The sequence below is a fragment of the Lysobacter sp. BMK333-48F3 genome (genome assembly GCF_019733395.1).
In the GTDB taxonomy this organism is placed as follows: domain Bacteria; phylum Pseudomonadota; class Gammaproteobacteria; order Xanthomonadales; family Xanthomonadaceae; genus Lysobacter.
Genome location: NZ_JAIHOO010000001.1, coordinates 2,974,475 through 2,998,761, shown reverse-complemented (window position 1 = coordinate 2,998,761; position 24,287 = coordinate 2,974,475). Strand labels below are relative to the sequence as shown.

The window sequence follows — 24,287 nt, the reverse complement described above, 5'->3', positions numbered from 1 at the left end:
CGAAATCCAAACGGCGACCGCATGCGCCGAGCGCCACCGCCTCGGGCCGAGGCGTGATATTCCATCGCTTCGGCTGTCGCGGCTTGTGACCGGAGGAAATCCCCGTGGACGCCGCTCCTACAAAGGGCGTGGACGCCGCGAGGATTTCTTCTTCGCCGGCGCATTGGCCTTGCGCAACGCCGCCTCGAAGGCCAGGCGCAGCCACGGCCGCATGTCCTGCGGCGAGTCCATCGCCGACTCGGGCACGGTCCAGTAGCTCATCTCGATCGGCTTGCACTGACGGTCGTAGACGAAGGGTTCGCAGCCGGCGGCTAGGAAACGCGGGCGGCTGATCTCGTCGGTCTTCAGATACAGCGTCTCGTCGGCGACCAGGCCGATCATCAGGCCGTCGTGGTACAGGCCGTAGCCGCCGAACATGCGGCGCGCGCTCAGCGCGCCGAAGTCGGCGGCCAGATCGCGCAGGTGGGCGATGAAGTCGTCGCTCATGCGGCGCATCGTAGCGCCGCGCAGGCGCGCCGTCAGCGTCCTCACCGACGGAAAGGCAAAGCTGCGCAGACGAACGGCGAAGAGAAAAGCCCGGCTCGCGCCGGGCTCTCTCGATCGGGCTTTATCCGGCAGGACTCAGAACTTGTGCCACAGGCGGACGAAGTACGAGGCGCCGTTGAGGCCGAACTGGACGCTGTCGAACACGTGGCCGTTGTCGGTCTCGTCCGGGTTCTGCCGGGTCGGCTTGACCCCGAACAGGTTGGCGCCGCCGACGGTCAGCTTGGTGTTCTCGCTGAAGGCGTAGGTCACGCTGAGGTCGGCCGAGGTCTTGGCCTTGTAGTGCGCGTTCGGCACGCCGGCGGCGGTGCCGGAGAAGGTGCCCAGGGTCTGCGGACCGAAGTGGATGATCTTCAGATTGCCTTCCCAGGGGCCGCGCGACAGGTCGAAGCCCAGCACCGCCTTGGACTTGGGCGCGCCCTGCTCGATGAACAAGCGCTCGCGCTCGGACAGCAACACGTCCTCGCGCCCGATCAGCGCCGGCGGCGCGTGGATCGCCTTGACCTCGGTGCGGTTGAGGTTGAGGGCGAAGAAGGTGCCGAGCTTGAAGTCGTTGCCGAGTTCGCGCTCGTGGTTGAAGGTCAGGTCGATGCCGTCGGTGCGGGTATCGACCGAGTTGACGAAGAACTGGGCCTGGCCGACGCCGAGCGACTGCAGGATGCCGCCGATGGTCGGATCGGTGGTGTCGAAGCGGCCGCTGAGCACGATCCGGTCGTCGATGTCGATCCGGTACGCATCCAGGGTCAGCGAGGTGTCGGCGGTCGGCGACCAGGTCAGGCCGACGGTGTAGTTGCGCGACTTCTCCTTGGTCAGCAGCGGCAGGCCGGCGGCGTTGGCGATGGTGCCGCCGTTGGGCGCGATCACCACGTCGACCGGTTCGCCGTTGACGAAGTCGGTGATGGTCGAGGAGAAGTACTTCTGCTGCAGCGAGGGCGCGCGGAAGCCGGTGCTGGCCGAGGCGCGCAGCATCAGCGTGTCGGTGGCGCGGAAGCCGGCGGCGAGCTTGCCGGTGGTGGTGTTGCCGAAGTCGCTGTAGTCCTCGTAGCGCACCGCCACGCCGGCGGTGAAGCGGTCGGTGAAGTCGGCTTCGACGTCGGCGTAGGCGGCCCAGCTGTCGCGGCTGTGGCCGCCAGCGTCGGCCGGCTGGAAGCCCGGGAAACCCTGGCTGCCGGCGTTGCCGCCGAAGCCGACGCCGTCGGCGTCGATGTAGGAGCCCGGCTCGCCGGCGAAGATCTTGTAGCGCTCGTCGCGGCGCTCCAGGCCGAAGGCCAGGTTGAGGCCGTTGAAGACCTGGTCGTAGAAGCGGCTGACGTCGAAGTTCACCGTCTTCTGCTCGAACGAGAAGCCGCCGGCGTCGAAGCTGTCGGCGCTGACGCCCTTGCCGCCGTTGAGCAGGTCGAGGTTGGCGATCGAGGCGTTGAGGGTGTTGTTGATCCGATAGCGCAGCTTGTTGTAGCCGTAGGTGTAGGACAGGTCGGCGTTCCACTCGCCCATCGCCCAGCGCAGACCGAGGATGCCGAAGCGGTCGTCGAGTTCGCCGTCGATGAAGGGCACGAAGCCGTCGGGGTACATCGCCGCCGAGTTGCGCGAGGGGATGTCTTCCGAGCCCAGGCCGTCGCGCGCGAACGCCGCCGAGGAGGCGTCGCGCTTCTGCACGCCGAGGGTGAAGTACAGGTCCAGGTTCTCGCCCAGCGGCTTGTCGCCGTTGAGGAACAAGGTGCGGTTCTCGACCTTGGAGTCGCCGATGATGCGCGGGCTGCCGGCCGGCTCGGAGCGGTCGGAGCGGCCGCGGTCCTGCCATTCGCCGGTGATGCCGATGCTGCCGTCCTGGCCGAGGGCGAAGCCGCAGTAGGCGCTGGCCAGCCAGTTCTCGCCGTCGCCCTTGGAGTACTGGCCGTAGCCGGCGACCGCCTCGCAGCCCTTGCGCTTCTTCAGCGAGATGTTCATGACCCCGGCGATGGCGTCGGAGCCGTACTGCGCGGCGGCGCCGTCGCGCAGGATCTCGACGCTGTCGATCGCCATCAGCGGAATGGTGTTGAGGTCGGTGCCGGTGTTGCCGCGGTTGCGCGCGCCGAACAGGTTGAGCAGCGCGGTGGTGTGGTGGCGCTTGCCGTTGACCAGGACCAGGGTCTGGTCCGAGCCCAGGCCGCGCAGCGCGGCCGAGTCGACCAGGTCGGCGCCGTCGGCGCCGCTCTGGCGGGTCGAGTTGAACGAGGGCGCGGCGTACTGCAGCGACTGGGCGAGGTCGAACTGGGCGCCCTCTTCGGCGTTCTTGGCCATCGGCAACACGTCGACCGGCGAGATCGAAGTGGTGTCCGAGGACCGCTGGCTGCGGCGCGAGCCCAGCACCGAGACCGTTTCCAGGGTGCGCGCCTCGCTCTCCTGCGCCGGCGCAGGTGCGGCGGCGTCCTGGGCGGCGGCGGTACCGGCGAACAGGCCGCCGGCCAGCAGCGCGCCTTGGATGGCACAGAACAGGCGGGCGCGACCGGGGCGGAAACGGGAAGACGTCATAGCGGGATCCTTGGCTGGGGCGGGCGGGGCATCCGCCTAGCCTATCGCCAAGACGACAGTTCGTGCACAGCCCGGCAACCGGATTCGCAAAAATTCCCGGTCGCCGCGGTCCGCCGGGCGGAACCTGCGGGTCGGACGGCACACTACCCGCCCGACCTCCGGTCCTGGCGACGGTCAGCGGCCGGGCGCGCCCGTGGCCCGTGCCGGCGCCGGTTCGGCCGATTCGACCCAGCGCGCGAAGAAGCCGCCGAGGTCGCGGCCGCTGGCGCGCTCCATCGCGCGACGCAGATCGGCGCTGGTCGCCGAGTGGCCGTAATGGGCCCGGGTGTAGGCGCGCACGCCGCGCCAGAACGCGCGCTCGCCGAGTTCCTCGCGCAACAGGTGCAGGACGTAGGCGCCCTTCTGGTAGACCACCGCGCGGTCGTCGGCGCTGGGCTTGAGCCAACGCTCGTAGATCAGCGCGTGGTCCTTGCCGGTTTCGCGCAGCTTGTCCAGGCGCCGTTTCCAGCCCTCGACCTGCTCGCGGTACGCGGCTTCGCCGTAGCGGTGCTGCAGATAGGCCGCGGCCATGAAGTTGGCGAAGCCTTCGTTGAGCCAGAACTCGTTCCAGTCGCGGCAGGTGACCGCATTGCCCCACCACTGGTGCGCGGCCTCGTGCGCGATCAGCGCCTGCGCCTGCGGTTTTTCCAGCACTTCGCGGCCATAGGCCTCCGACATCAGGGCGAAGCCGGCGTGCTCCTGGCCGATGGTCTTGGCGACCAGGGCCTGGCTGTAGCTGCCGGTGTAGCGGATGCCGGCGCGGCGGCCGAAGAAACGCAGCATGTCGGCGGTGTCGGCGAACACCTTGCGCAACTGCGGCGGCGACAGTTCCGCCGACAGATAGCGCAGCTCGACCCGGTCGCCGCTGCCGCCGGCCTCCTGGTAGCGGCCGGCGGCGAAGCCGTAGACATAACTCGGCATCGCCAGGTCCTGGCGCCAGCGCCAGGTCTGGCGGTGGCCGCCCAAGGCGGTGCGCGCGAGCAGGCGGCCGTTGCCGACCGCCTTGAGCCCGCTGGGCACGGTCAAGCTGAGGTCGAGGGTGGCGCGTTCGCGCGGCGCGTCGACGCAGACCAGCCATTGGCTGGTCGAGAACACGGTATAGACCTCGCTGCGCTCGGGGTGGAACTCCAGGCCGAACTTAGGCGCGCCGCGGTAGACGATCTGGATCTCGCGCCGTTGCCCGGCCGCGGCCGGCGCCGGCAGCTTCACCCGCAGGCGCTGGTCGAGTTTCTCGAAGGCCAATGCCTGGCCGTTTTCGCGCACCGATTCGACCTGCAGTTCGCCGGCGTCGAATTCGATCTGCTGCTGCCCCGCGACCAGGGTCTGGAAGCGGATCGCGACTTGTCCGCGCAGACTGCGCTGGGCCAGGTCGGGTTCGATCTGCGCGGTGTAATGCAGCACGTCGATGCCGCTGCCCGCACGCGGCGATTCGCCCTGCGCCAACGCCACGCCGCTGGCCAATGCCAATGCTCCGGCCGCACCCCAGCGCCAACGGCGCGAACCCTGCGCGCGAGGCGATGCCGAAGTCGTGTGCGGGGTGAGCGGGTGCATGAGGCGCGTCCTGTCCCTGCCGGAATGCCGGCGATCCGTGATGATCCAAGTCGGCGCCGATGATCGCCGATGCGCAACCGCGACTGAACCCATCGTGCGCCTGCGGTTCGACTGCCGTTCGGGAAACTTCGGCGTGCAAAGAGCATCCAAGGGACGGAGGGTGTTAAGCGCGCTTAACACCCTCCGTCCCTGGCTTTCGCGCCGCGCACCCCGCAACCGTCATGCCGCGCGCAGACGGGCATCCACAGACTTCAGCCCGCGTCGCGATGGCGCCCTGGGTTCCCGCCTTCGCGGGAACGACGATAGGAAGGTCGCGGCGCTCGGTGCGCCCGCCGACCTGTGCGCTGGGCGGCGACGCGTTCCTGCGCAGCATCAAGCCGTCATGCCCGCGAAGGCGAGCATCCACAGACTTCAGCGCCCTGTCGCGATGACGCCCTGGGTTCCCGCCTTCGCGGGAACGACGATAGGAAGGTCGCGTCGCTCGGTGTGCCCGCAACTGCCAAGGGATGCAGGGAGTAGAGCGTGCTTCACTCTCTGCGCCCCGGGCTTTTGCCAGCTTCCGTCCCGCGCGCTGCCAAGCCGTCATGCCCGCGAAGGCGGGCATCCACGGACTTCAGCGCCCTGCCGCGGCTCCCTCGCCGCTTCGCATCGCGCCCACGCCACAGGCGTAAGCTGCAGGCGCCCTCCCCGTCCGCCGGAGCCGCCATGAACGCCGAGAAGTCCCGCGATCTCGCCCTGTTGCTGCTGCGCCTGAGCCTGGGCGCGCTGATCCTGTTGCACGGTATCGCCAAGCTGCGCGGCGGCCTCGACGGCATCGTCGGCATGCTGCAGGCGCACGGCCTGCCGGGTTTTTTCGGCTACGGCGTGCTGGTCGGCGAGGTGCTGGCGCCGCTGTTGCTGATCCTGGGCTGGCATGCGCGCCTCGGCGCGGCGCTGATCGCGGCCAACATGCTGGTGGCGATCGGCCTGGTCCATCTGGGTCAACTCGCCCAGCTCAACGAACAAGGCGGCTGGGCGATCGAGCTGCAGGCGATGTTCGTCGCCGCCGCGGTGGCGATCGCCCTGGCCGGCCCGGGACGCTACAGCCTCAACGGCAAGTAGGCCCGGCCGCGCGGACGCCGCGACGCGGCGTCCGCCATCGGGACACTGGACGCGTCGCGCTCAGATCCGCGCGACGCGGAACTTGCGACCCTTGATCTTGCCCTCGCGCAGGCGCGCCAGCGCCGCCGCGGCCTGGCCGCGCGCGACCGCGACGTAGGACCGGGTCGGGTAGACGTTGATCTTGCCGATCGCTTCGGCCTTGAGCCCGGCTTCGCCGGTCAGCGCGCCGAGAATGTCGCCGGGGCGCAGCTTGTCGGTCTTGCCGGCGTCGATGCGCAGGGTCGCCATCGGCGCCGCCGGCGCGTTGTGCGCCTTGCCGCCCAGCGGCTGGGCGCGGCGCCAGGCCGGAGGCTGGCCCTGGCGTTGCGCGATCTGCTCGGCACGGGCGACTTCGCGCGGCGCGCACAGGCTCAGCGCGACCCCGCCGCGGCCGGCGCGGCCGGTGCGGCCGATCCGGTGCACGTACACGTCCGGGTCGGTCGGCAGTTCGTAGTTGATCACCGCGCCGACGTCCTCGACGTCGAGCCCGCGCGCGGCGACGTCGCTGGCGACCAGCACGTTGCAGCTGCGGTTGGCGAAGCGCACCAGCACCTCGTCGCGGTCGCGCTGCTCCATGTCGCCGTGCAGGGCCAGGGCGGTGAAGCCGTAGTGGCTCAGCGAACCGACCACTTCCTCGGTGTCGCGGCGCATGTTGCAGAACACCACGCAGGACTCGGGCCGGTATTCCAACAGCAGCGCGCCGAGCAGCGGGGTTTTCTTGGCCGGTTCGATTTCGTAGAAGTACTGCTCGATCGCGGGCGCCTGGCTGGCGCCTTCGACCGTGACCTCGACCGGATCGCGCAGGGCGGCGCGGGCCAGTTCGCGGATCGCTTCGGGGAAGGTCGCCGAGAACAGCAGGCTCTGGCGCGACTTCGGGGTCTTGGCGACGATCGCCCGGATCGGCTCCTCGAAGCCCATGTCGAGCATCCGGTCGGCCTCGTCGAACACCAGGGTGCGCAGGCCGTCGAGCTGCAGCGCGCGCTTGCTCAGCAGTTCCTGCAGGCGGCCCGGGGTGCCGACCACGACGTGCGGGGCGTGCTCCAGCGAGGCCAGTTGCGGGCCCAGCGGCATGCCGCCGCACAGCACCGAGATTTTCAGATTGGGAATGGCGAAGGCGAGCTTGCGCAGCTGCTGGCCGACCTGGTCGGCCAGTTCGCGGGTCGGGCACAGCACCAGGGCCTGGGTGCGGATCGCCGCCGGGTCCAGGCGCTGCAGCAGGCCCAGGCCGAACGCGGCGGTCTTGCCGCTGCCGGTCGGGGCCTGGGCGATCAGGTCGCGGCCCTCGAGCACGGCCGGCAGGGCGCGGGCCTGGATCGGGGTCATCGCCGCATAGCCGGCCGCGGCCACGCCCTGCAGCAGGGCCGGGGTCAGCGGGAGGGCGTCGAAAGCCGCCGGAGCGGCGCCGGTCGCGTCGGCGCCGGCGGTCGGGGAAAGATCGGTCATGCGCCATGATCGCAGCTTCGCGCCGTGCTTGCGCCCGGGGCGCCGGTTGGGCGCCCCGTTCAACGCGCCTGCGCCAGGTCGCCTCCCGGCCCTCTGTCGCCCCTTGCCGTTGCTGTTCCCTCCCTTTGGAAGGGGGCATGGGGGATTGGCTTTGCTTTTGCCCGAAGGCAAAGGCCCCCCCCCGCGCCGCCGCACACGTCGGGCTTCGTACTCGCGCCGGGCGCCAGCCCCCTTTTTCAAAGGGGGCCAGTTTCAAAGGGAGCCCAGGATCGCGCGCCCCTGCGCCACCGCGCCCGACCACCCTGGTCGAATCGCATCGCAGGACCGCAGCCGCTGCCGAATCTCTCCCGCCCCAGCCTTCGCCCTTCCCCCCTTTGAAAAAGGGGGGCCAGGGGGGATTTGCTTTTGCTCTTGCTCTTGCTCTCGCTCTTGCTTTTTGCCCCACGCCGCAAAGCCTATCCTGATCCAGCCCCCGCCCCGGAGACCGTCATGGAGCAGTTCCTGCACATCCGCGTCCTGCTCGGCATCGTCCTCGGCCTGGCCATCACCACCCTGCTCAAGGGCCTGGCTCGGTTCGTCCAGCACCCCGGGCGCGAGCGCGTCTACGGCGTGCACATCGCCTGGGCGCTGTCGATGTTCACCCTGCTGGCGCATTTCTGGTGGTGGGAGTTCCGCCTGGTCCATGTCGGCCAGTGGAGCTTCGTCTCGTTCGCCTTCCTGATCCTGTACGTCGTGGTGCTGTTCCTGCTGTGCACCCTGCTGTTCCCCGACGACATCGGCGACTACGAGGGCTGGCGCGACTACTTCCTGTCGCGGCGGCGATGGTTCTTCGGAATCATGGCCGCCTCCTACGTGATCGACTTCGGCGACACCCTGATCAAGGGCCGGCGCTATTTCGAGGCTTTCGGCCTGGAATACCCGTTGCGCAACCTGGCTTACGTGGTCCTGTGCCTGGTCGCGATGCGCACCCGCTCGGAGGCCTTCCACCGCGCCTTCGTCGCCGCCAGCCTGGTCTACCAGCTGTCGTGGATCTATCGCCTGTACGACTTCGTCAGCTGAGCGCAGGAGCGGATGGACACTGCATCACACTGAGAGTAAAACTGCTCACTCGGTCACAACATCGTTGCCACTATCGTCGACGCATGTTCGATACGACTCTCCCCGCATGAGCCGAGCCTTCGTCAAGGAGGGCGACGGCGAACCGTCGTCCCTCGACCTGCCCGAGCTGCCGATCAGCGAGCACCCGAACTACGTCACCCCGCGCGGCATGAACCTGTTGCGCGCGCGCCTGGACGAGGCCGGCCGGCGGCTCGGCGCGATCGACGCCGACGCGACCGGCGCCCTGCTCGAGCGCGCCCACCTCCAGCGCGAACTGCGCTGGCTGCAGGCGCGCGTGCTCAGCGCGATCACCATCGCCCCGGAGCGCCAACAAGCGGACCGGGTCGCGTTCGGCGCCCGGATCGAGCTGATCGATGGCGCCGGCGAAGAGCACGTCTACCGCATCGTCGGCGAGGACGAGGCCGACCCCGAGCGCGGCCTGATCAGCTGGGTCTCGCCGCTGGCGCGCGCGTTGCACGGCGCGCGGGTCGGCGACAGCGCGCTGTGGAAACGTCCGGCCGGCGACCTGGCGGTGGAAGTGCTGGCGATCGACTACGGCTGAGCCGCGGCGCTCATTTCAACTGCGGCAGCACCTGTTCCGAGAGCAGCCGCTGGGTCAGTTTCGGCGCCTTCGGCACTTGGTAGTTGGTGGTGGTGATCACCACCACCGCGCGTTGCTCGGGCAGGACTTGCACGCTGTTGCCGCCGGTGCCGTTCATCGCATACGAGCGCATCGTGCCGCCGGCGTAGGCCAGGCGGTGCAGCCACCACAGATAGCCGTATTCGGTGTCGTCGTCGATGCGCGCGTGCGGCGCGATCGAAGCGCGCACCCAATCGGCCGGGATCAAGGCGCGGCCCTGGTGGCGGCCGCCGTCGAGGTAAAGCTGGGCCAGGGCGAGCAGATCGCGGCTGCGCAGGCCCAGGCCGCCGCCGCCCTGGGCCAGGCCCAGCGGCGAGAACTGCCACTCCGGCGCCTCGATGCCCAGCGGCGCGAACAGCCGCTCGCGCGCGTAGTCCTGCAGCGGCCGGCCGACCGCGGCCTGGACCGCCGCGCCGAGCGCGGTGACGCCGGCGGTGCAGTAGCGAAAGCTGCGCCCGTGCGGCGAATCGGCCGGCTTCGGCATCCAGGCCGGATAGCCCTGGATCGGCAGGTCGAGGTAGAAGCCGACCCAGTCCTCGATCAGGTACATGCGCTCTTCGTTGCCGCGCGACCAGGTATTCCAGTCGTCGCACTCCAGCGCCGAGCTCATGGTCAGCAGGTCCTCGACGCTGATCGCCTGCTTGCGCGGATCCGGGTTCTGGACCGTCCGTCCGGCGCCGAGCCAGGGCAGCACCGGCGCCTGCACCGAGGCGATGCGGCCGTCGGCAATCGCCAGGCCGGCCAGCATGCCGGTCACGGTCTTGGTCGCCGAGCGGGTGTTGTGCCGGGTCTGCGCGTCGCTGCCGTGGAAATAGCCTTCGTAGACCAGGCGCCCGTCGCGGGCGATCAGCACGCTGGTGATCTGCTGGTAGTCGCCGCGCTGCAGCGCCGCATCCAACTCGCGCCACTCCGGCGCGACCGTTGCGGCCTGCCCCGTTGCCGCCCACGCCAGCCCGACCGCCAGCATCCATCCACGCACCCTCGCGACCATCGATTCCGCTCCCTGTTGTCCGGCCGGCAGATTAACCCGCCGCGGCGGCGCGCGATTGTCTGCGCGCAACCTGCGCGCGCGGCAGCAAGGCCGCGCGCAGGCGCCTGTAGTCGCCGGGGGTCAGGCCGTAACCGCGGCGGAAGGCGTGGCCCAGATGCGCGGCATCGGCGTAACCGGCCTGCGCGGCGACCTCGGCCAGCGGCAGGCGCGGGTCGGCCAGCGCGGCCAGCGCGCGCTCCAGGCGCAGCCGGCGCAGGTAGTCGCCGGGCGCGCAGCGGTAGTGGCGGCGGAATTCGCGCGCCAGGTGTACCGCATGCACGCCGGCGGTGCGCGCCAGGTCGGCGATGCGCAGCGGCCGCGCGCATTCGTCGCGCAGTTGTTCGCGCACCCGCCGCAACCAGCCCGGCGGGCGCAGGCTGCGCTCCAGCGCCAGTCGCCCGGTGTGGGCCAGCAGCTCCCAGCTCAGCGCCTCGCCGCTCAAGGCCGCGGTTTCGTCCCAGGCGCGGCAGGCGGCGAGCAGGCGCAGCGCCGGCAACAACGCGGCCGCGTCGTCCTGCCACAGCGCCTGCGCCGGCAGGTTCAGCGCCGTGCCGAGTTCGCGCTCGCGTTCCGCCGATACGGTCAGGGTGAAAAAGCGCCCATGCTCGCTGCGGAAACAATCGCGGTGGGTGGTGCCGGGCGGGTTGTAGATCAGCGCCGGACCGCGGCACAGCGCCGGTGCGCCGTCCGCGCTGCTGAGGTAGACGCCGTCGAGCAGCAGCACGTAATGCGCGTCGTCGTGGCGATGGGTCTGGACCAGCGCCTCGGGCACGGTCGGCGACAGCTCGGCGAAGCTGAAACCCTCGGCCTCGCGGCGCAGGTCGCAGCGGCCCAGGAAAACGCCATGGGCGAAACGGATAGCGGACATCGGCCGAGCTTAGCCGCCGCGACCGTTCGTCGGCACGTGCTTGACGGCAGGGTCCGCCGGCGTCGAAATATTTAGCAAATTAGTTAATTGCTGATCCATTGATCGCCGGGCGCCGCCCGCGCCGCCGTCCAGGACAGGGAGAGGTCATGCACGCATTGCCGGTCAGTCTCGACGCGCACCGGGTCCGTCCGCAGGCCGATGCCCGCGCCAGCATCGCCAGCGTCAGCGAAGGGCGCGTGGTCTGGGAACCGATACGCTCGCTGTGGTTCTCGGCCATGGCGCTGGGCGCGACGCTCGGCGGCGCGCTTACTTTCAGCTGGGACGCGTTCGGCCTGTTCGTCGTCGCCACCGCGACGGTGCTGCTGCTCGGCCATTCGCTGGGCATGCACCGCAAGCTGATCCACGACAGCTTCGCCTGCCCGAAGTGGTTCGAATACCTGTTGGTGTACTGCGGCGTGCAGGTCGGCCTGGCCGGGCCGATCGGCCTGGTCCGCACCCACGACCTGCGCGACTACGCCCAGCGCCTGCCCGACTGCCACGACTACCTAGCCCATCGCCGCCCGCCGCTGCTGGACGCCTGGTGGCAGTTGCACTGCGAACTGCGCCTGGACCGCCCGCCGCGGATCGAACTGGAGCCGCGCATCGCCGGCGACCGTTTTTACCGGTTCCTGCAACGCACCTGGATGCTGCAGCACCTGCCCTGGGCGCTGGCCTTCCTCGCCGTCGGCGGTTGGGGCTGGGTGTTCTGGGGCGTGTGCGCGCGCGTGGTCGCCGGGGTGTTCGGCCATTGGCTGATCGGCTACTTCGCCCATAACCACGGCGGCATGCGCCACGAGGTGCGCGGCGCCGCGGTGCAGGGCCGCAACGTGCGCTTCGTGTCGCTGCTGACCATGGGCGAGTGCTGGCACAACAACCACCACGCCTTCCCCGGCTCGGCGCGGCTTGGGCTGTATCCGGGCGAATGGGATCCGGGCTGGTGGCTGCTGCGCGGTTGCGAACGCATCGGCCTGGTGCGCGGCCTGCGCCTGCCGGCCGATCTGCCGCCGCGGCCGGAACTGCAACGCCTCGACGATCCGCCTGCGGTTTCGTCGCCTGCGATGACCGACCTCTCGCCCCTGCCGCCGCGCGCCGTCGCCGCGACGCGCTCCTGCCGCTGCCCGCTCGCCCCGGCCTTGCCACGATGACCGACTTCCCGCCCTTGCCTCCGCTGCCGCCGACGCCAACCCCGCCTGCCGCGCGACGGCCCTCGCTGCTTGCCGAAACCGTGCCGGTGCTGATCGGCGCCGCCGTCGGCCTGGCGCTGCGCTGGATCTTCGACGGCGAGCCCGGCGAACGCTTCGCGCCGATGCTGCCGATCTTCTTCCTGCTCGCGCCGGCGGCGGTCGGCGCCGTCACCGTGTTCGTCGCCGAGCGACTGCGCGCGCGCAGCGTCCGCTACCACGTGTTCGCGCCGATGGCGACGGTGGTGCTGGTGCTGATCGGCAGCATGGCCGCGCTATGGGAAGGCATCATCTGCGTGCTGCTGGCCTTGCCGATCTTCCTGCTGCTGGGCTCGCTCGGCGGTGTGGTGATGGGCCTGATCTGCCGCCACGCCGGCTGGTCGAAGACCCCGACCGTGTACGGCATCGCCGTGTTGCCGCTGCTGCTCGGCCTGGCCGGCGTCGGCCAGGACACGCCGGTGCGCTATCGCGCGGTCGAACGCACGGTGCTGGTGCAGGCCGCGCCGGCCGAGGTCTGGACCCACCTGCTCGACGCCGACCGGATCCGCGCCGGCGAAGTCGACCGCGCCTGGATGTACCGCATCGGCGTGCCGGTGCCGCTGTTCGGCCTGACCCACGAAACCCCGACCGGGCTGGTGCGCGAGGTGCGCATGGGCCGCGGCATCGCCTTCCGGCAGATGTCGTCCGACTGGCAACCGCAGCGGCGGGTGCGCTGGCAGTACCTGTTCGACGCCGATTCGGTCCCGCCGCGCGCGCTCGACGACCACGTCCGCATCGGCGGCCACTACTTCGACCTGGGCGACACCACCTACACCCTGACCCCGCGCGGGTCGGCGACCGAACTGGCGATCCGGATGGAATACCGGGTCAGCACCGGCTTCAACTGGTACGCGGTGCCGGTCGCCGACTGGCTGATCGGCGACTTCAGCCAGGTCATCCTCGACTTCTACCGCCATCGCGCCGAAGCCGCCGCTGCAGCGCCGACGGGACTTGCAGCGCAGGAGTAAACGATCGCTCGCGCCCTGTTTCAAAGGGAACCATGGTTCGCACGGCCTGTCTCCTCGACCAGCGCCGCGGTTCCCCCTTTGAAGCCGCGGTTCCCCCCTTTGAAAAAGGGGGGCCAGGGGGGATTTGCTGTTGCTGTTGCTGTTGCTGTCGCTCATGCCCCAAGAGCCAGAGCACTCACACTACGCAAGTCGCCGCGCGATCTGGGTTGCGTCGGGCGGCCGCGCCCTAGCCGGCCGCCTTCTTCGCCCGCCGGCTCTCGCGCTTGAGCGGGCCGCCGATCGGGCAGATTTCGAACGCGAACTGGGTCAGGGTGTTGACCAGGTGGTCCGGCACTAGCCGGTAGACCACGAACTGGCCGCGGCGCTCGCTGTCGATCAGGCCGGCGTTGACCAGCACCGACAGATGGCGCGAGACCGCCGGGGCGCTCATCTCGAAGCGCGCGGCGATGTCGCCGGCGGTCAGCTCGCGCTCGGACAGGAAGGCCAGGATCTGCCGGCGCGGCGACGAGGCCAGGGCTTCGAAGATCTTGTCCTGCGTCATGGGGCACCGCCGTCGCCGGTCGCACGCCGTTCGCGTGCCGGTCGATTATAGCGGTGCTTAATTAGCGAATAAGTTAATTGCTTCGGCGTTTCGCCGGCCGCGGCGGCCCGTGCGGCCGGCCGCGACGCGGGGCGCGCGGCTCAGGCGCGCACGCGCTTGGGGTAGCCGACCATGCGCTGCAGCTCTTCGTCCCACAGCTTCAGCCGCGCGCACTTCAGGCTCGACCACAGGGTCAGGCGCGGCGCCGCCTGCAGCAGCGGGCTGGACTCGAAGGCCTCGCGCAGGCGGTAGTTGGGGATGCGGCTGGCCAGGTGATGGATGTGGTGGTAGCCGATGTTGCCGGTGAACCAATGCACGATCCGCGGCAGGTCGTAGTAGGAGCTGCCGGCGATCGCCGCGGCGTGCGAGTTCCAGTCGTCCTTGCGGGTCCAGTAGGCGTCCTCGAAGGTGTGCTGGACGTAGAACAGCCACACCCCGGCCGCGCCGGCGATCAGCACGATCGGCAGGTGGGTCAGCAACACCGTCTTCCAGCCCAGCGCGTAGCCGAACCCGACCATGGCCACGGCCAGGGCGAGGTTGTTGAACAGCACGCTGGCCCACTCGCGCTTCCAGGTGAACGGCAGGTCGAACGGGAAACGGTGCTTGATCACGAACTGGTAGACCGGGCCGACGCCGAGCAGCACCGGGGTGCTGCGGTACAGGCGGTAGCGCAGGCGGCCGAACCAGGACAGGGCGCGGTACTCGGAGACGGTCAGGGTGACGATGTCGCCCATCTCGCGCCGGTCCAGGTTGCCCGAGGTGCCGTGATGGATCGCGTGGGTCTTCTTCCAGTAGCCGTAGGGGAACAGGGTCACCACGCCGAGGCAGCGGCCGACCAGGTCGTTGGCGCGGCTGCTGGCGAAGAACGAGCCGTGGCCGCAGTCGTGCTGGATGATGAAGGTGCGCACGTACAGGCCGGCGGCCGGGATCGCCATCAGCAGGGTCCAGCCGTAGCCCCAGTCGCCGATCAGGCTCCAGGCCATCAGCGCCCACAGGACGGCGAACGGCACCAGGGTGTTGATCAATTGCCAAACGGCCCGGCCGAGGTGGGGCTGGGCGAAGTGCGCGCAAAGCTGACGCAGGTTGCGGGCGGTTACAGGCGATTCGGCGTCGGCGTTCAAGCGGCGGCTCTTCGAAGAGGACGCCGCATTGTGGTGAGCCCATTGCGACCTGGCAATGACGTGCGGTTACGTATGTTTGTGATCGCGCGCCATGTTTCGCAATACGACGCGCGACAGGCCTTGCGGCGCAAGCGCCGCGGCGCCCGGCCGGGCCAAGCCGCCCCTGCCGGCCGGATCGCCTCCCGGCTTGCCGGCCGGCCGGCCGGCAACGGCTAGGCTATGGCGCATGTCCGCCTGGTACGTCTACGTCATCGAATGCCGCGACGGCAGCCTCTACACCGGCATCGCGGTCGACGTGGAGCGGCGCTACGCCGAGCACGCCGCCGGCAAGGGCGCGCGCTACACCCGCTCGCACCCGCCGGCGCGGCTGCTGGCGCGCTTCCCGCACCCCGACCGCTCGGCGGCGCTGCGCGCCGAGTACGCGATCAAGCAGCTGAGCGCGCCGGCCAAGCGCGCCCTGTGCGCCGCCGCGGCGACCGCCTGAGCGCTCAGAACAGCGCCCACAGCAGTTTCTGCAGACCCCACAAGGCCACCGCCCATACCGCCGAGCGCAGGTAGGGAATGCCGGCCGCGTACACCGGCACGTAGACCAGCCGGGCCCAGAAATACAGGTGCGCGCCGAGCGCGGTCTCGTCGCTGCCGCGGCCGGCGGCCTGCACCGCCAGCACCGCCGCGGCGAACAGGGCGAAGGTCTCGAGGAAGTTGCGCCAGGCCCGCTCCATCCGCGCGGCCACCCCGGTCAGCGGCTCGGGCGTGCCGTCGCGCGCGCCGGCGTTCCAGCGCAGGCCGCGCTGCGCGGTCATGAAGCCCGCGTTGACCAGCAGGTGGACGATGCCCAGGGCGATCGACCAGGCCAGCATCTGCAGTTCCACGCTCATGCCTCGGTTCTCCCATGGCGCCGGTCGCCCGGCCGCTCAGACCGGCCCGTTCGGCAACAGCAGGATCTTGCCGTCGCGCTCGCCGGCCGCGGCCGCGGCCACCGCGTCCTTGATCCGGTCCAGGCCGAACGTAGCCTGGATCCGCGCGCTCAGGGTGCCGGCGGCGACCGCGTGGGCGATTTCGCCGAACACCTGCGCGCGCCGCTGCGGGCTGGCCTGCTGGAACCAGCGCGACAGCCAGAAGCCGCGCAGGCTGACGTCGCGGAATACGAACGCGGCCGGCGAGATCTGGCAAGGTTCGCGGCTCATCGCGCCGTAGTTCACCACCACCCCGCCCTCGCCCAGGGCCTCGGCGATGCGCTGGGTGGCGACGCCGCCGACCGCGTCGATGCCGAGCCGGATCGGCGTGTCCTGCGCGGCTTCGCGCGCGCGCCGGGCCAGATCGTCGCCGTCGACCAGCACCACGTCGGCGCCGAGCGCGCGCACCGCCGCGACCGCCGACTCGCGCCGGACCACGTTGATCGTGCGCAGGCCGCGCTGGCGCGCGATCTGGACCAGATAGCCGCCGACCGCCGAGTTGGCCGCGTTCTGGATCACCCAGTCGCCCCGGTGCAGCGTGGCGAATTCGCTCAGCAGCAGCGAGGCGGTGGGCGGATTGATGGTGATCATCGCCAACTGCTTGGGGTCGCCCTCGCCGGGCAAGGCCACCAGCCCCTGCGCCGGCGCCACCCGGTGCGTGGTCCAGCTGCCGCCGCCGATCGGCAGCAATACCCGCTGGCCGACGCGCAGGCTGTCCACGTCGGCACCGAGCGCCGCGATCCGGCCCACGCCTTCGTTGCCGCCCACCGCCGGCAACGGCGGCAGCAGGCCGTATTCGCCGGTCAGGGTCAGCAGGTCGGACGGATTGATCGGCGCCGCCAGCACCTCGATCAATGCCTGGCCGGGCTGCAGCGGCGGCGCCTCGAACGGCACCGCCTCGATCACGTCCTGCGGCACCGGGCCGCGATGGGAATATTGCGCCTTGAGCATCGCCTGGCTCCGTCAGAGGGCCTCGGGCGAGGCCGCGGAAGTACGCCGCGACGGGTCGTCGCCGGCCTGGGGCCCGGCGCCGCCGCCGGGGCCGAACCACCCCAGCCTACGCCGCCGCGCGTGCAAGCGTCTTGCGTCCAGGTCGCAGCGCTGCGACCCTGCCCTGCCACGAACCGCCGCCCGACCATGCAACCGATCCGTTTCGAACTCGATGCCCACCACGACCACGTCGAACTGAACCAGCTGCTCAAGCTGGTCGGGCTATGCGACAGCGGCGGCGCCGGCAAGGCCCTGGTCGCCAGCGGCGCGGTCCGGGTCGACGGCCAGGTCGAACTGCGCAAGACCTGCAAGATCCGCGCAGGCCAGCGGGTGGATTGCCAGGGCGTGCAGATCGTGGTGTTCGCCAGCGCCTGATCCGTCCGCCGATTGCCTCCTGCTCAGCCGGCCGGGTTCGTTTTCTGCGCCTGCCAGGGGTCGTAATGGGCCCGCAGCACACGCAATTCGCCCCTGCCCGAGCGTTCGAGTAGACAAGGCCGAGCCGACGAGTAGGCCGTCGCCGCAATGGCCTCGGTCGAGGTCACCGTCATCGTGCCCTCGCCACAACCGGGAAGCGCATAGCGCAAGCGCTCGCCTTCATGCAGACCGGCACTGGAACCAGCCCGTAAGCGCCAGCGATAAGAAGAACCGTTGGCGCCCGGGCTTGCCGACGGCGCGACAGAGATCACCGCGACAGGCTCCGGCTGCCTATGCAATGCAGCCAGCACGTTCGCGGGTAGATCGGGCAAGCCTTCGACGGTCTTCTCTTCGTCGCCTTCTCTCAGCAAGGCCAGCCCCTCCATTCTCACGCCCGAGTGCTCGTACAGTTCCTCGCGCGGCTCCAGCCCCAGGCTCATCCGCTCGACGAACTCGGCCAAGAGCCCTGCCTCGACGAGATAGCGACGCTGTCCCCAACGAACCGGACGCAGCATCGTCCCCACCCGTACCGCACACGGGTCGGGGTGCCGCAACGCGGTCAACTGCAGATCGCCATCGGCGCGCTCGCCTACCGCGTAATCGCAACGCAGCTCCGATCCGACGACGTCGCTGGACAATTGGACATGGGCTCCGTTGATCGGAGCCAACATCAGCCGTTGGGCTTCGTAGCCGGAGCTGGCGACGTAGCGACCTGCCCAGGGATGCTCCTCTCCGAGCGCATCTATCTCTCTCAAGATCCTGCGCTGTCTCGCCAGATGGGCGGAGTTCGGGCTAACGCCGACCCATGTCGGGTGTTCCGCTACCTCGTCAAAAACCACTATCGGTCCTGGCTCCAGCAGGGGCCGCCTAGGCCACGCCAGCGCCGCAACCGTCCCGGCCAGCATCACCGCAGCGAACAAAGCAATCCGATAGGGGTCAAGGCGTCGCTTCGGCGACGACATGCGCTGCATGCGCGCTCTCCTCAATTTATCCGGAGGCTTCCTGCCAATCACGCCAACGGCAACGCGCTCTGCGCCCGGCACGCCTCGTCGTGCAAGCGCTGCACGTGCTGCGCCGCGGTGACGTAGTCGCGGCTGCCCAGGCTTTCGACGAAGCGGCAGGCGGCGTAGCCGACGGCCTTGCGTTCGTATTCGGCCACCCACTGTTCGCGCTCCGCCAGGTAGGCCGGGTCGATCGGCCATACGCCGGGACGCGGGCGCAGGCGTTCGCGGATGCCGATCCGCCACGGCTTGGGGCTGAGCCGGGCGCGGAAGCAGTGCTGGCGCTGGCACATCAGCGCGAATTGCGGGTCGGCGCCGACCGCGGCGAAGAACTCCGCCACCGCCGGCTCGTTCGGATCGAAGGTCCGGTGCATCGCCAGCAGGCGCAGCCCGGCCGGGGTGCGGTACAGGCGCAGATGCCAGTCCGGGTGCCCGGCGAGGAAGGCGCGCACGCGCTGCATCGCCCGGATCTCGGGGCCGCCGTCGGCGGCGTGGCGGCGCTTGGACTGGGCGCGGGCGATCAGCGAAAAGCCGAACACGCTGGCGAAGAACGCCAGAAAACCGAAGCCGGGATGGCTGAACCAGCCGACCGCGACGCCGATCGCCAGCGACGCGAACAGATAGCCGCGGCGCCAGGCCGAGACCGGCGCGTCGTAGTCGATGTCGGCGAACAGCACCTCGGGCGTGTTGAGGCAGCGCGCGCCGTAGCTGTTGCGGGTCACCACCGAGTCGCCGTCGCGTTCGACGATCTGCTCGCGGATCGGCAGGCCTTCGGCGTCGTAGGGCACGCGCGGTTCGCTGCGCGCCAGGCCGCTCTGCCCGGCCAGCAGGCGGTCGAAGGCATCGCGGGCGCGTGCGTCGGCCATCGCCTGGGCCTCGGCGAGGCTGGCGTCGGACCAACCAAAGCGGCGCACCGTCAGCGAACGCCGCCCGCTGGGGTGGTCGCGGCCGAAGCGCTCCTGCACCTGCGCTTCGGCCCAGTACTGCGGCACGATCATCGCCATCCCTGCGTTCCCCCATGTCCGTGAGCGACCGATTGTACGCAGCGCCGCGGCACTTGACGGCGGTCGCGATCGGCGTAGCATTTTCGTCACGCCCTCGGACAGACCGGCGGCGAATCAACTCCGTGAGGGATTCTCATGGCACACGAATACGATTACCTGGTCTTCATCGGGCGCTTCGAGCCCTTCCACAACGGCCATGCCGCTGTCGCCCGCCACGCGCTGGGCAAGGCGAAGAAGGTCGTCTTCCTGGTCGGTTCCGCCGACACTCCCCGCACCGTCAAGAACCCGTTCACCGTCGCCGAGCGCGCGGTGATGATCCAAAGCGCCTTCGCCGACGCCGCCGAGCGCCTGATCGTGCGCCCGCTGCGCGACCACCTCTACAACGAGAGCCAGTGGATCGCCGCGGTGCAGCGCACGGTCGCCGAGGCGGTGCGCCAGGACGGCGCCGACGCCGACGCGCGGATCGGCCTGATCGGCATGGACAAGGACGCCTCCAGCTACTACCTGCGCGAGTTTCCGCAGTGGCCGCTGGTCGACGTGACCCACACCGCCACCCTGTCGGCGACCGAGCTGCGCCGCTACCTGTTCGAGGCCAACCAGCTCGACAGCCACGGCGGGCTGATGCTGATCCGGGCCAACGTGCCGGCGCCGGTGTTCGACATGCTCGAAGCGTTCCGCAAGAACTCCCCAGCATTCCGCCAGTTGGTCGCCGAGTACCAGTTCCTCGAGCAATACCGCGCCGCCTGGGCCGATGCGCCCTACCCGCCGACCTTCGTCACCACCGACGCGGTGGTGGTGCATTCCGGCCACGTGCTGCTGGTGCGCCGCCGCGCCGAACCGGGCAAGGGCCTGTGGGCGCTGCCGGGCGGTTTCGTCGGCCAGCACGAAGGCCTGCTCGACGCCTGCCTGCGCGAGTTGCGCGAGGAAACCCGGCTCAAATTGCCGCTGCCGGTGCTGAAGGGCTCGCTCAAGGGCCAGCGCGTGTTCGACCACCCCGAACGCAGCGCGCGCGGCCGCACCATCACCCACGCCTATCACTTCGAGTTCGCCGCCGGCGACCTGCCGCCGGTGCGCGGCGGCGACGACGCCGACAAGGCGCGCTGGATTCCGGTCAGCGAAGCGCTGGAAATGAGCCCGCAGCTGTACGAAGACCACCTGCACATCCTCGAATACTTCCTCGGCCACGGCTGATCCAAAGGACCGCCCGGCCCCATGCCGGTGGACAGACCGCCGGCTTCTCCCAGACGCGAAGGAGCTTCCGTCATGCAATGCCTCGACAACCTGCTGCTCAACACCGACAGCTACAAGGCCAGCCACTGGCTGCAGTACCCGCCCGGCACCGACGCCACCTTCTTCTACGTCGAATCGCGCGGCGGCGTGCACGACCGCACGGTGTTCTTCGGCCTGCAGGCGATCCTCAAGGAGTACCTCAGCAAGCCGGTCACCCACGCCGACATCGACGAAGCGCGCGAGCTGTACGCGGCGCACGGCGAGCCGTTCAACGAAGCCGGCTGGCGCGACATCGTCGACCGCCACGGCGGCCTGTTGCCGATCCGCGTGCGCGCCGTGCCCGAAGGCACGGTGGTGCCGACCCACCAGGCCCTGGTGACGATCGAGTCCACCGATCCCAATGCCTACTGGGTGCCGTCCTACCTGGAAACCCTGCTGCTGCGGCTGTGGTACCCGGTGACGGTGGCGACGATCAGCTGGCACGCCAAGCAGACCATCCGCCAGTTCCTGGAACGCACCAGCGACGACCCGGCCGGGCAGTTGCCGTTCAAGCTGCACGACTTCGGCGCGCGCGGCGTGTCCAGCACCGAATCGGCCGCGCTCGGCGGCGCCGCGCACCTGGTCAACTTCCTCGGCACCGACACCGTCTCCGGCCTGTTGCTGGCGCGGCGCTATTACCACGAGCCGATGGCCGGCTATTCGATCCCGGCCGCCGAGCACAGCACCATCACCAGCTGGGGCCGCGAACGCGAGGTCGACGCCTACCGCAACATGCTGACCCAGTTCGCCAAGCCCGGCGCGATCGTCGCGGTGGTCTCCGACAGCTACGACATCTTCCACGCCATCCGCGAGCACTGGGGCAAGACCCTGCGCGAGCAGGTGATCGCCTCCGGCGCGACCCTGGTGGTGCGGCCGGACTCCGGCGACCCGGTCGACGTGGTCCACCAATGCCTGACCCTGCTCGACGAGGCCTTCGGCCACACCGTCAACGGCAAGGGCTACAAGGTGCTCAACCACGTGCGGGTGATCCAGGGCGACGGCATCAACCCGACCAGCATCCGCGCGATCCTGGAGCGCATCACCAGCTACGGCTACGCCACCGACAACCTCGCCTTCGGCATGGGCGGCGCGCTGTTGCAGCGGCTGGACCGGGACACGCAGAAGTTCGCGCTGAAGTGCTCGGCGGCGCGGATCGACGGCGAATGGATCGACGTCTACAAGGATCCGGTCACCGACAAGGGCAAGTCGAGCAAGCGCGGCCGCATGACCCTGGTGCGGCACCGCGAGTACGGCCATTTCAAGACCGTGCCGGTGCCGCAGGACGCGCCGTCGGTGGCCGAGGCGACGCCGCCGCTGGGCTACGAGGATGCGATGACGACGGTGTGGGAGGACGGCCGTTTGCTCGCCGACTGGAGCTTCGCCCAGGTGCGCGAGCTGGCGGATGCGACCCGGCTTTGAGGCGGCCCTCACCCCAGCCCCTCTCCCGCAAGCGGGAGAGGGGCTCGGAAGCTTCGCCGCTTTCGGACCGAAACGCAGGATTCTTCTGCCGATGGCAGGAGGGGCTCGGAAGGCCTCGTCACTGCTTTCAGATCGCGCCGTAGGGTTCCCTCACCCCGCCTGCGGGAGAGGGCCAGGCTGAGGGCAACCCGCTCCTCGCCACCACCGATTCCAGGATGCCTCCCATGCCGGCCCCACTCGAAGGGCTAGCGACCGCCGATCCGGGCACGCTCCCGCTCAGCGCGGCCTCTTCCCTGTTCCAACGCCTGCGCGCGACCACGCCGCAGCTGGCCCGGCGCGCGCCGGGCGAACACGATGCCGCGCGCTGGCGCGAGCAGCGCATCGGCGCGCGTCGCTACCGCATCGCCCAACCGGTCACCTTCACCCCCTACGCCGCGGCGCGGCCGTGTTCGGCGCGTTGCCTGTTCTGCTCGGAAAACCTGCGCCCTGCCGGCGCCGGCGCGATGGCGCAGACGCTGCGTCCCGGGCCGGACTATTTCCAGGGCCTCGGCGCAGCGCTGGCGCAACTGCGCGGGCTGCCGCTGTCGTGGTCGCTGTCGGGCCTGGAATCCAGCGACGACGAGGACTGGTTCCTGCGCCTGCTGGACACCCTCGGCGCGGCCGAGCGCGACGGCGTGGCGGTCGAGGAACGCGTGCTGTACAGCAACGGCGCCGGCTTCGCCCGCGGCCGCGGCGAGGAGCTGATCGCCGCGTTGCAGGCGTTCGGCCTGTCGTGGCTGGAGCTTTCCCGCCATCACTACGATGCGGCCCGCAACCAGCGCATCATGCGCTTCCGCGACGGCGAGGCCATCGCCGACGGCGCCCGCTTCGAAACGGTGGCGCGGCGCCTGGCCGCGGCGCTGCCGCTGCGCCAGGTCTGCATCCTGCAGCGCGGCGGCATCGACGACGCCGACGGCGTCGCCGCCTATCTGGACTGGGCCCGCGCCTGCGGCGCCGGCACGGTGATCTTCCGCGAGTTCTCGCGCCTGGACGCGGGCTATCGCGACAACGCCACCCGCCGCTATATCGAGGCCGAACGCGTGCCGATCGAACAGGTGCTGGCCGCATGCATGGACGCGCCGTGGTGGTCGCGGCTGCAGCCGCGCCGGATCACCGAAGGCTATTACTTCTGGAACCTGCGCCTGCACGATCCGCGCAGCGGCCTGGAGGTGGTGTTCGAATCCTCCGACTACGCCGCGATGCACCGCCGCCACGCCAGCGGCGACGTGTACAAGCTGGTCTACCACGGCAACGGCCGGCTTTGCGCCGGCTGGCAGCCGGATCGCGACATCCTGTGGGAGGCGCCGCATGGACAGCCGTAGTTGGCTATTGCTGGACCCCGACCCGCCCGAACACCGCCTGCCCGACGACCTGCGCGCCCGCGACGGCCTGGACGGCCGCGACTGCGGCTGGGTCGCGCAGATGCGCCCGTTCGTGCGCCACTTCAGCCGCCCCGGCGAGACCGTGTTCGATCCGTTCTGCGGCTTCGCCACCACCCTGCTCGCCGCCGCGCTCGAAGGCCGGCGCGGCTGCGGCATGGAGATCGATCCCGAGCGCGCCGCGCTGGGTCGCGAGCGGCTGGCGCGGCACGGCGTCGAAGCGCCGATCGCGACCGGCAGCCTGCCCGGCACGTCCGCGCCGCAGGCGTATTCGCTGTGCCTGACCAACGTGCCCTATTTCGGCTGCCGCTGGCCCGGCCGCGACGACGCCGGCCAGCTGTACCTGGAGCGCGACTACGCCGCCTACCTGGAACGCCTGCGCGACATCTTCCACGCCGTGCGCGAGGCGCTGCCGCAGGGCGGCTATTGCATCGCCATGGCCGAGAACCTGGTCATCGACGGGCGCATGCTGCCGTTGGCCTGGGACCTCGGCCGGGTGCTCGGCGGCCTGTTCGTGGCGCGCGAGGAACGCCTGCTGTGCTACCGGCGCGAGCCGCAGCCGCGCGCGCCCGGCGATGCGCGCAGCGACCGCAGCCACGAGTACGCGCTGGTATTCCAGAAACAGCCGGAAACGATCTGCCTGCAGAGCACCCGCGACGAATTGCAGGCGATGCGCGCGGCCGGTTTCGGGTATCGCCTGCACGGCAGCTTCGCCCACTGGCTGGCGCACGGCGGCGACGGGCTGAAGCGGCCGCCGGCCGACGCCGACCTGCTGCTCGACGACGGCGATCCCGCGGCGCTGGACCGGCTGCTCTATTGGCTGCACGAGCGCCACTACGAACTGAGCCTGTGGGGCGAGCCGGTGCGCCCGCCGTTGCGGCTGGAGCCCTGGGCCGCGCACTGGTACCTGCGCGCGCAACGCCGCGACCGGCTCGGCCGCCTGGTGCGGCTGGACCTGGGCCTGGCCAGCCGCCATGCGTCGCTGGCGCCGGTGCCGCCGCAACGCGACGGCTGAAACGGTCGCG

At 70.3% G+C, this 24,287-nt stretch carries 23 protein-coding genes; 11 read left to right on the top strand and 12 right to left on the bottom strand.

Annotated elements, in window-relative coordinates; translation table 11 throughout:
• Positions 1–117 precede the first annotated feature (117 nt).
• From K4L06_RS12750 to K4L06_RS12740, 3 genes are all read right to left on the bottom strand, one after another.
• Positions 118–486: a TfoX/Sxy family protein gene (locus K4L06_RS12750; protein ID WP_221671717.1), complete on the bottom strand. Its 369-nt coding sequence runs from the start codon at positions 484–486 to the stop codon at positions 118–120.
• A gap of 135 nt (positions 487–621) precedes the next feature.
• On the bottom strand, positions 622–3,054 hold the full coding sequence (locus K4L06_RS12745) for a TonB-dependent receptor (protein ID WP_221671716.1): 2,433 nt from the start codon (positions 3,052–3,054) through the stop codon (positions 622–624).
• 174 nt (positions 3,055–3,228) lie between these two features.
• Entirely contained in the window at positions 3,229–4,644 is a 1,416-nt protein-coding gene (locus K4L06_RS12740) for a M1 family metallopeptidase (RefSeq protein ID WP_255595105.1), read from the bottom strand.
• Positions 4,645–5,349: 705 nt separating this feature from the next.
• On the opposite strand from K4L06_RS12740, the gene K4L06_RS12735 reads away from it, so the two are divergent.
• On the top strand, positions 5,350–5,745 hold the full coding sequence (locus tag K4L06_RS12735; protein WP_221671715.1) for a DoxX family protein: 396 nt from the start codon (positions 5,350–5,352) through the stop codon (positions 5,743–5,745).
• A 60-nt stretch (positions 5,746–5,805) separates the two neighbouring features.
• Here the strand turns inward: K4L06_RS12735 and dbpA are convergent, their stop codons facing one another.
• On the bottom strand, positions 5,806–7,227 hold the full coding sequence (dbpA, locus tag K4L06_RS12730) for an ATP-dependent RNA helicase DbpA (RefSeq protein ID WP_221671714.1): 1,422 nt from the start codon (positions 7,225–7,227) through the stop codon (positions 5,806–5,808).
• A 489-nt stretch (positions 7,228–7,716) separates the two neighbouring features.
• Here dbpA and K4L06_RS12725 point away from each other — a divergent pair, with 489 nt between their 5' ends.
• Together K4L06_RS12725 and K4L06_RS12720 are read left to right on the top strand one after the other, a co-directional pair.
• Positions 7,717–8,286, top strand: a complete 570-nt coding sequence (locus tag K4L06_RS12725; protein ID WP_221671713.1) for a hypothetical protein — start codon at positions 7,717–7,719, stop codon at positions 8,284–8,286.
• A gap of 106 nt (positions 8,287–8,392) precedes the next feature.
• Positions 8,393–8,887: a GreA/GreB family elongation factor gene (locus K4L06_RS12720; protein ID WP_221671712.1), complete on the top strand. Its 495-nt coding sequence runs from the start codon at positions 8,393–8,395 to the stop codon at positions 8,885–8,887.
• A 10-nt stretch (positions 8,888–8,897) separates the two neighbouring features.
• Here the strand turns inward: K4L06_RS12720 and K4L06_RS12715 are convergent, their stop codons facing one another.
• A complete protein-coding gene (locus K4L06_RS12715) occupies positions 8,898–9,944 on the bottom strand; it encodes a serine hydrolase (protein WP_343225757.1) in 1,047 nt (348 codons plus the stop codon).
• 43 nt (positions 9,945–9,987) lie between these two features.
• Positions 9,988–10,863 carry an AraC family transcriptional regulator gene (locus K4L06_RS12710; RefSeq protein WP_221671711.1) on the bottom strand — a complete coding sequence of 292 codons (876 nt, stop codon included), beginning with the start codon at positions 10,861–10,863 and terminating at the stop codon, positions 9,988–9,990.
• Between the two features lie 146 nt (positions 10,864–11,009).
• On the opposite strand from K4L06_RS12710, the gene K4L06_RS12705 reads away from it, so the two are divergent.
• Together K4L06_RS12705 and K4L06_RS12700 are read left to right on the top strand one after the other, a co-directional pair.
• Positions 11,010–12,047 (top strand): acyl-CoA desaturase, encoded by a 1,038-nt coding sequence (locus K4L06_RS12705; protein WP_221671710.1) that lies wholly within the window; start codon positions 11,010–11,012, stop codon positions 12,045–12,047.
• A complete protein-coding gene (locus K4L06_RS12700) occupies positions 12,044–13,090 on the top strand; it encodes an SRPBCC family protein (protein WP_221671709.1) in 1,047 nt (348 codons plus the stop codon). The genes K4L06_RS12705 and K4L06_RS12700 overlap by 4 nt, the downstream gene beginning before the upstream one ends.
• Before the next feature lie 226 nt (positions 13,091–13,316).
• Here K4L06_RS12700 and K4L06_RS12695 read toward each other — a convergent pair whose 3' ends face one another.
• Both K4L06_RS12695 and K4L06_RS12690 read right to left on the bottom strand, forming a co-directional pair.
• Entirely contained in the window at positions 13,317–13,631 is a 315-nt protein-coding gene (locus K4L06_RS12695; protein ID WP_221671708.1) for a metalloregulator ArsR/SmtB family transcription factor, read from the bottom strand.
• A gap of 140 nt (positions 13,632–13,771) precedes the next feature.
• On the bottom strand, positions 13,772–14,791 hold the full coding sequence (locus tag K4L06_RS12690) for a fatty acid desaturase (protein WP_221671707.1): 1,020 nt from the start codon (positions 14,789–14,791) through the stop codon (positions 13,772–13,774).
• Positions 14,792–15,017: 226 nt separating this feature from the next.
• Here K4L06_RS12690 and K4L06_RS12685 point away from each other — a divergent pair, with 226 nt between their 5' ends.
• On the top strand, positions 15,018–15,275 hold the full coding sequence (locus tag K4L06_RS12685) for a GIY-YIG nuclease family protein (RefSeq protein ID WP_221671706.1): 258 nt from the start codon (positions 15,018–15,020) through the stop codon (positions 15,273–15,275).
• Positions 15,276–15,279: 4 nt separating this feature from the next.
• On the opposite strand, the gene K4L06_RS12680 is transcribed toward K4L06_RS12685, so the two are convergent.
• Positions 15,280–15,669, bottom strand: coding sequence for an MAPEG family protein (locus K4L06_RS12680; RefSeq protein WP_221671705.1), 390 nt, complete (start codon positions 15,667–15,669; stop codon positions 15,280–15,282).
• A gap of 36 nt (positions 15,670–15,705) precedes the next feature.
• Positions 15,706–16,698, bottom strand: coding sequence for a zinc-dependent alcohol dehydrogenase family protein (locus K4L06_RS12675; protein WP_221671704.1), 993 nt, complete (start codon positions 16,696–16,698; stop codon positions 15,706–15,708).
• A 186-nt stretch (positions 16,699–16,884) separates the two neighbouring features.
• Here K4L06_RS12675 and K4L06_RS12670 point away from each other — a divergent pair, with 186 nt between their 5' ends.
• Positions 16,885–17,112, top strand: a complete 228-nt coding sequence (locus K4L06_RS12670; RefSeq protein WP_221671703.1) for an RNA-binding S4 domain-containing protein — start codon at positions 16,885–16,887, stop codon at positions 17,110–17,112.
• A gap of 23 nt (positions 17,113–17,135) precedes the next feature.
• Here the strand turns inward: K4L06_RS12670 and K4L06_RS12665 are convergent, their stop codons facing one another.
• Positions 17,136–18,122 carry a hypothetical protein gene (locus K4L06_RS12665; protein WP_221671702.1) on the bottom strand — a complete coding sequence of 329 codons (987 nt, stop codon included), beginning with the start codon at positions 18,120–18,122 and terminating at the stop codon, positions 17,136–17,138.
• Positions 18,123–18,160: 38 nt separating this feature from the next.
• Entirely contained in the window at positions 18,161–19,156 is a 996-nt protein-coding gene (locus K4L06_RS12660; RefSeq protein ID WP_255595104.1) for a hypothetical protein, read from the bottom strand.
• Between the two features lie 135 nt (positions 19,157–19,291).
• Between K4L06_RS12660 and K4L06_RS12655 the strand changes: the two genes are divergently transcribed.
• The 4 genes from K4L06_RS12655 to K4L06_RS12640 all read left to right on the top strand — a co-directional run bounded on the left by K4L06_RS12655 (position 19,292) and on the right by K4L06_RS12640 (position 24,277).
• Entirely contained in the window at positions 19,292–20,347 is a 1,056-nt protein-coding gene (locus K4L06_RS12655) for a bifunctional nicotinamide-nucleotide adenylyltransferase/Nudix hydroxylase (protein WP_221671701.1), read from the top strand.
• 72 nt (positions 20,348–20,419) lie between these two features.
• Positions 20,420–21,844 (top strand): nicotinate phosphoribosyltransferase, encoded by a 1,425-nt coding sequence (locus tag K4L06_RS12650; protein WP_221671700.1) that lies wholly within the window; start codon positions 20,420–20,422, stop codon positions 21,842–21,844.
• Positions 21,845–22,068: 224 nt separating this feature from the next.
• Positions 22,069–23,205 carry a hypothetical protein gene (locus K4L06_RS12645; RefSeq protein ID WP_221671699.1) on the top strand — a complete coding sequence of 379 codons (1,137 nt, stop codon included), beginning with the start codon at positions 22,069–22,071 and terminating at the stop codon, positions 23,203–23,205.
• Positions 23,192–24,277 carry a DNA methyltransferase gene (locus K4L06_RS12640; RefSeq protein WP_221671698.1) on the top strand — a complete coding sequence of 362 codons (1,086 nt, stop codon included), beginning with the start codon at positions 23,192–23,194 and terminating at the stop codon, positions 24,275–24,277. The genes K4L06_RS12645 and K4L06_RS12640 overlap by 14 nt, the downstream gene beginning before the upstream one ends.
• Positions 24,278–24,287 lie beyond the last annotated feature (10 nt).

What these genes read in the sequence shown, in the direction of transcription:
- K4L06_RS12735 (WP_221671715.1), top strand. Translation starts at nt 5,350, where the DNA reads ATGAACGCCGAGAAGTCCCGCGATCTCGCCCTGTTGCTGCTGCGCCTG.
- K4L06_RS12640 (WP_221671698.1), top strand. Translation starts at nt 23,192, where the DNA reads ATGGACAGCCGTAGTTGGCTATTGCTGGACCCCGACCCGCCCGAACAC.
- K4L06_RS12665 (WP_221671702.1), bottom strand. Translation starts at nt 18,122, where the DNA reads ATGCAGCGCATGTCGTCGCCGAAGCGACGCCTTGACCCCTATCGGATT.
- K4L06_RS12710 (WP_221671711.1), bottom strand. Translation starts at nt 10,863, where the DNA reads ATGTCCGCTATCCGTTTCGCCCATGGCGTTTTCCTGGGCCGCTGCGAC.
- K4L06_RS12670 (WP_221671703.1), top strand. Translation starts at nt 16,885, where the DNA reads ATGCAACCGATCCGTTTCGAACTCGATGCCCACCACGACCACGTCGAA.
- K4L06_RS12680 (WP_221671705.1), bottom strand. Translation starts at nt 15,669, where the DNA reads ATGAGCGTGGAACTGCAGATGCTGGCCTGGTCGATCGCCCTGGGCATC.
- K4L06_RS12700 (WP_221671709.1), top strand. Translation starts at nt 12,044, where the DNA reads ATGACCGACTTCCCGCCCTTGCCTCCGCTGCCGCCGACGCCAACCCCG.
- K4L06_RS12705 (WP_221671710.1), top strand. Translation starts at nt 11,010, where the DNA reads ATGCACGCATTGCCGGTCAGTCTCGACGCGCACCGGGTCCGTCCGCAG.
- K4L06_RS12675 (WP_221671704.1), bottom strand. Translation starts at nt 16,698, where the DNA reads ATGCTCAAGGCGCAATATTCCCATCGCGGCCCGGTGCCGCAGGACGTG.
- K4L06_RS12685 (WP_221671706.1), top strand. Translation starts at nt 15,018, where the DNA reads ATGTCCGCCTGGTACGTCTACGTCATCGAATGCCGCGACGGCAGCCTC.
- K4L06_RS12650 (WP_221671700.1), top strand. Translation starts at nt 20,420, where the DNA reads ATGCAATGCCTCGACAACCTGCTGCTCAACACCGACAGCTACAAGGCC.
- K4L06_RS12645 (WP_221671699.1), top strand. Translation starts at nt 22,069, where the DNA reads ATGCCGGCCCCACTCGAAGGGCTAGCGACCGCCGATCCGGGCACGCTC.
- K4L06_RS12740 (WP_255595105.1), bottom strand. Translation starts at nt 4,644, where the DNA reads ATGCACCCGCTCACCCCGCACACGACTTCGGCATCGCCTCGCGCGCAG.
- K4L06_RS12750 (WP_221671717.1), bottom strand. Translation starts at nt 486, where the DNA reads ATGAGCGACGACTTCATCGCCCACCTGCGCGATCTGGCCGCCGACTTC.
- K4L06_RS12660 (WP_255595104.1), bottom strand. Translation starts at nt 19,156, where the DNA reads ATGGCGATGATCGTGCCGCAGTACTGGGCCGAAGCGCAGGTGCAGGAG.
- K4L06_RS12725 (WP_221671713.1), top strand. Translation starts at nt 7,717, where the DNA reads ATGGAGCAGTTCCTGCACATCCGCGTCCTGCTCGGCATCGTCCTCGGC.
- K4L06_RS12695 (WP_221671708.1), bottom strand. Translation starts at nt 13,631, where the DNA reads ATGACGCAGGACAAGATCTTCGAAGCCCTGGCCTCGTCGCCGCGCCGG.
- dbpA (WP_221671714.1), bottom strand. Translation starts at nt 7,227, where the DNA reads ATGACCGATCTTTCCCCGACCGCCGGCGCCGACGCGACCGGCGCCGCT.
- K4L06_RS12720 (WP_221671712.1), top strand. Translation starts at nt 8,393, where the DNA reads ATGAGCCGAGCCTTCGTCAAGGAGGGCGACGGCGAACCGTCGTCCCTC.
- K4L06_RS12655 (WP_221671701.1), top strand. Translation starts at nt 19,292, where the DNA reads ATGGCACACGAATACGATTACCTGGTCTTCATCGGGCGCTTCGAGCCC.
- K4L06_RS12745 (WP_221671716.1), bottom strand. Translation starts at nt 3,054, where the DNA reads ATGACGTCTTCCCGTTTCCGCCCCGGTCGCGCCCGCCTGTTCTGTGCC.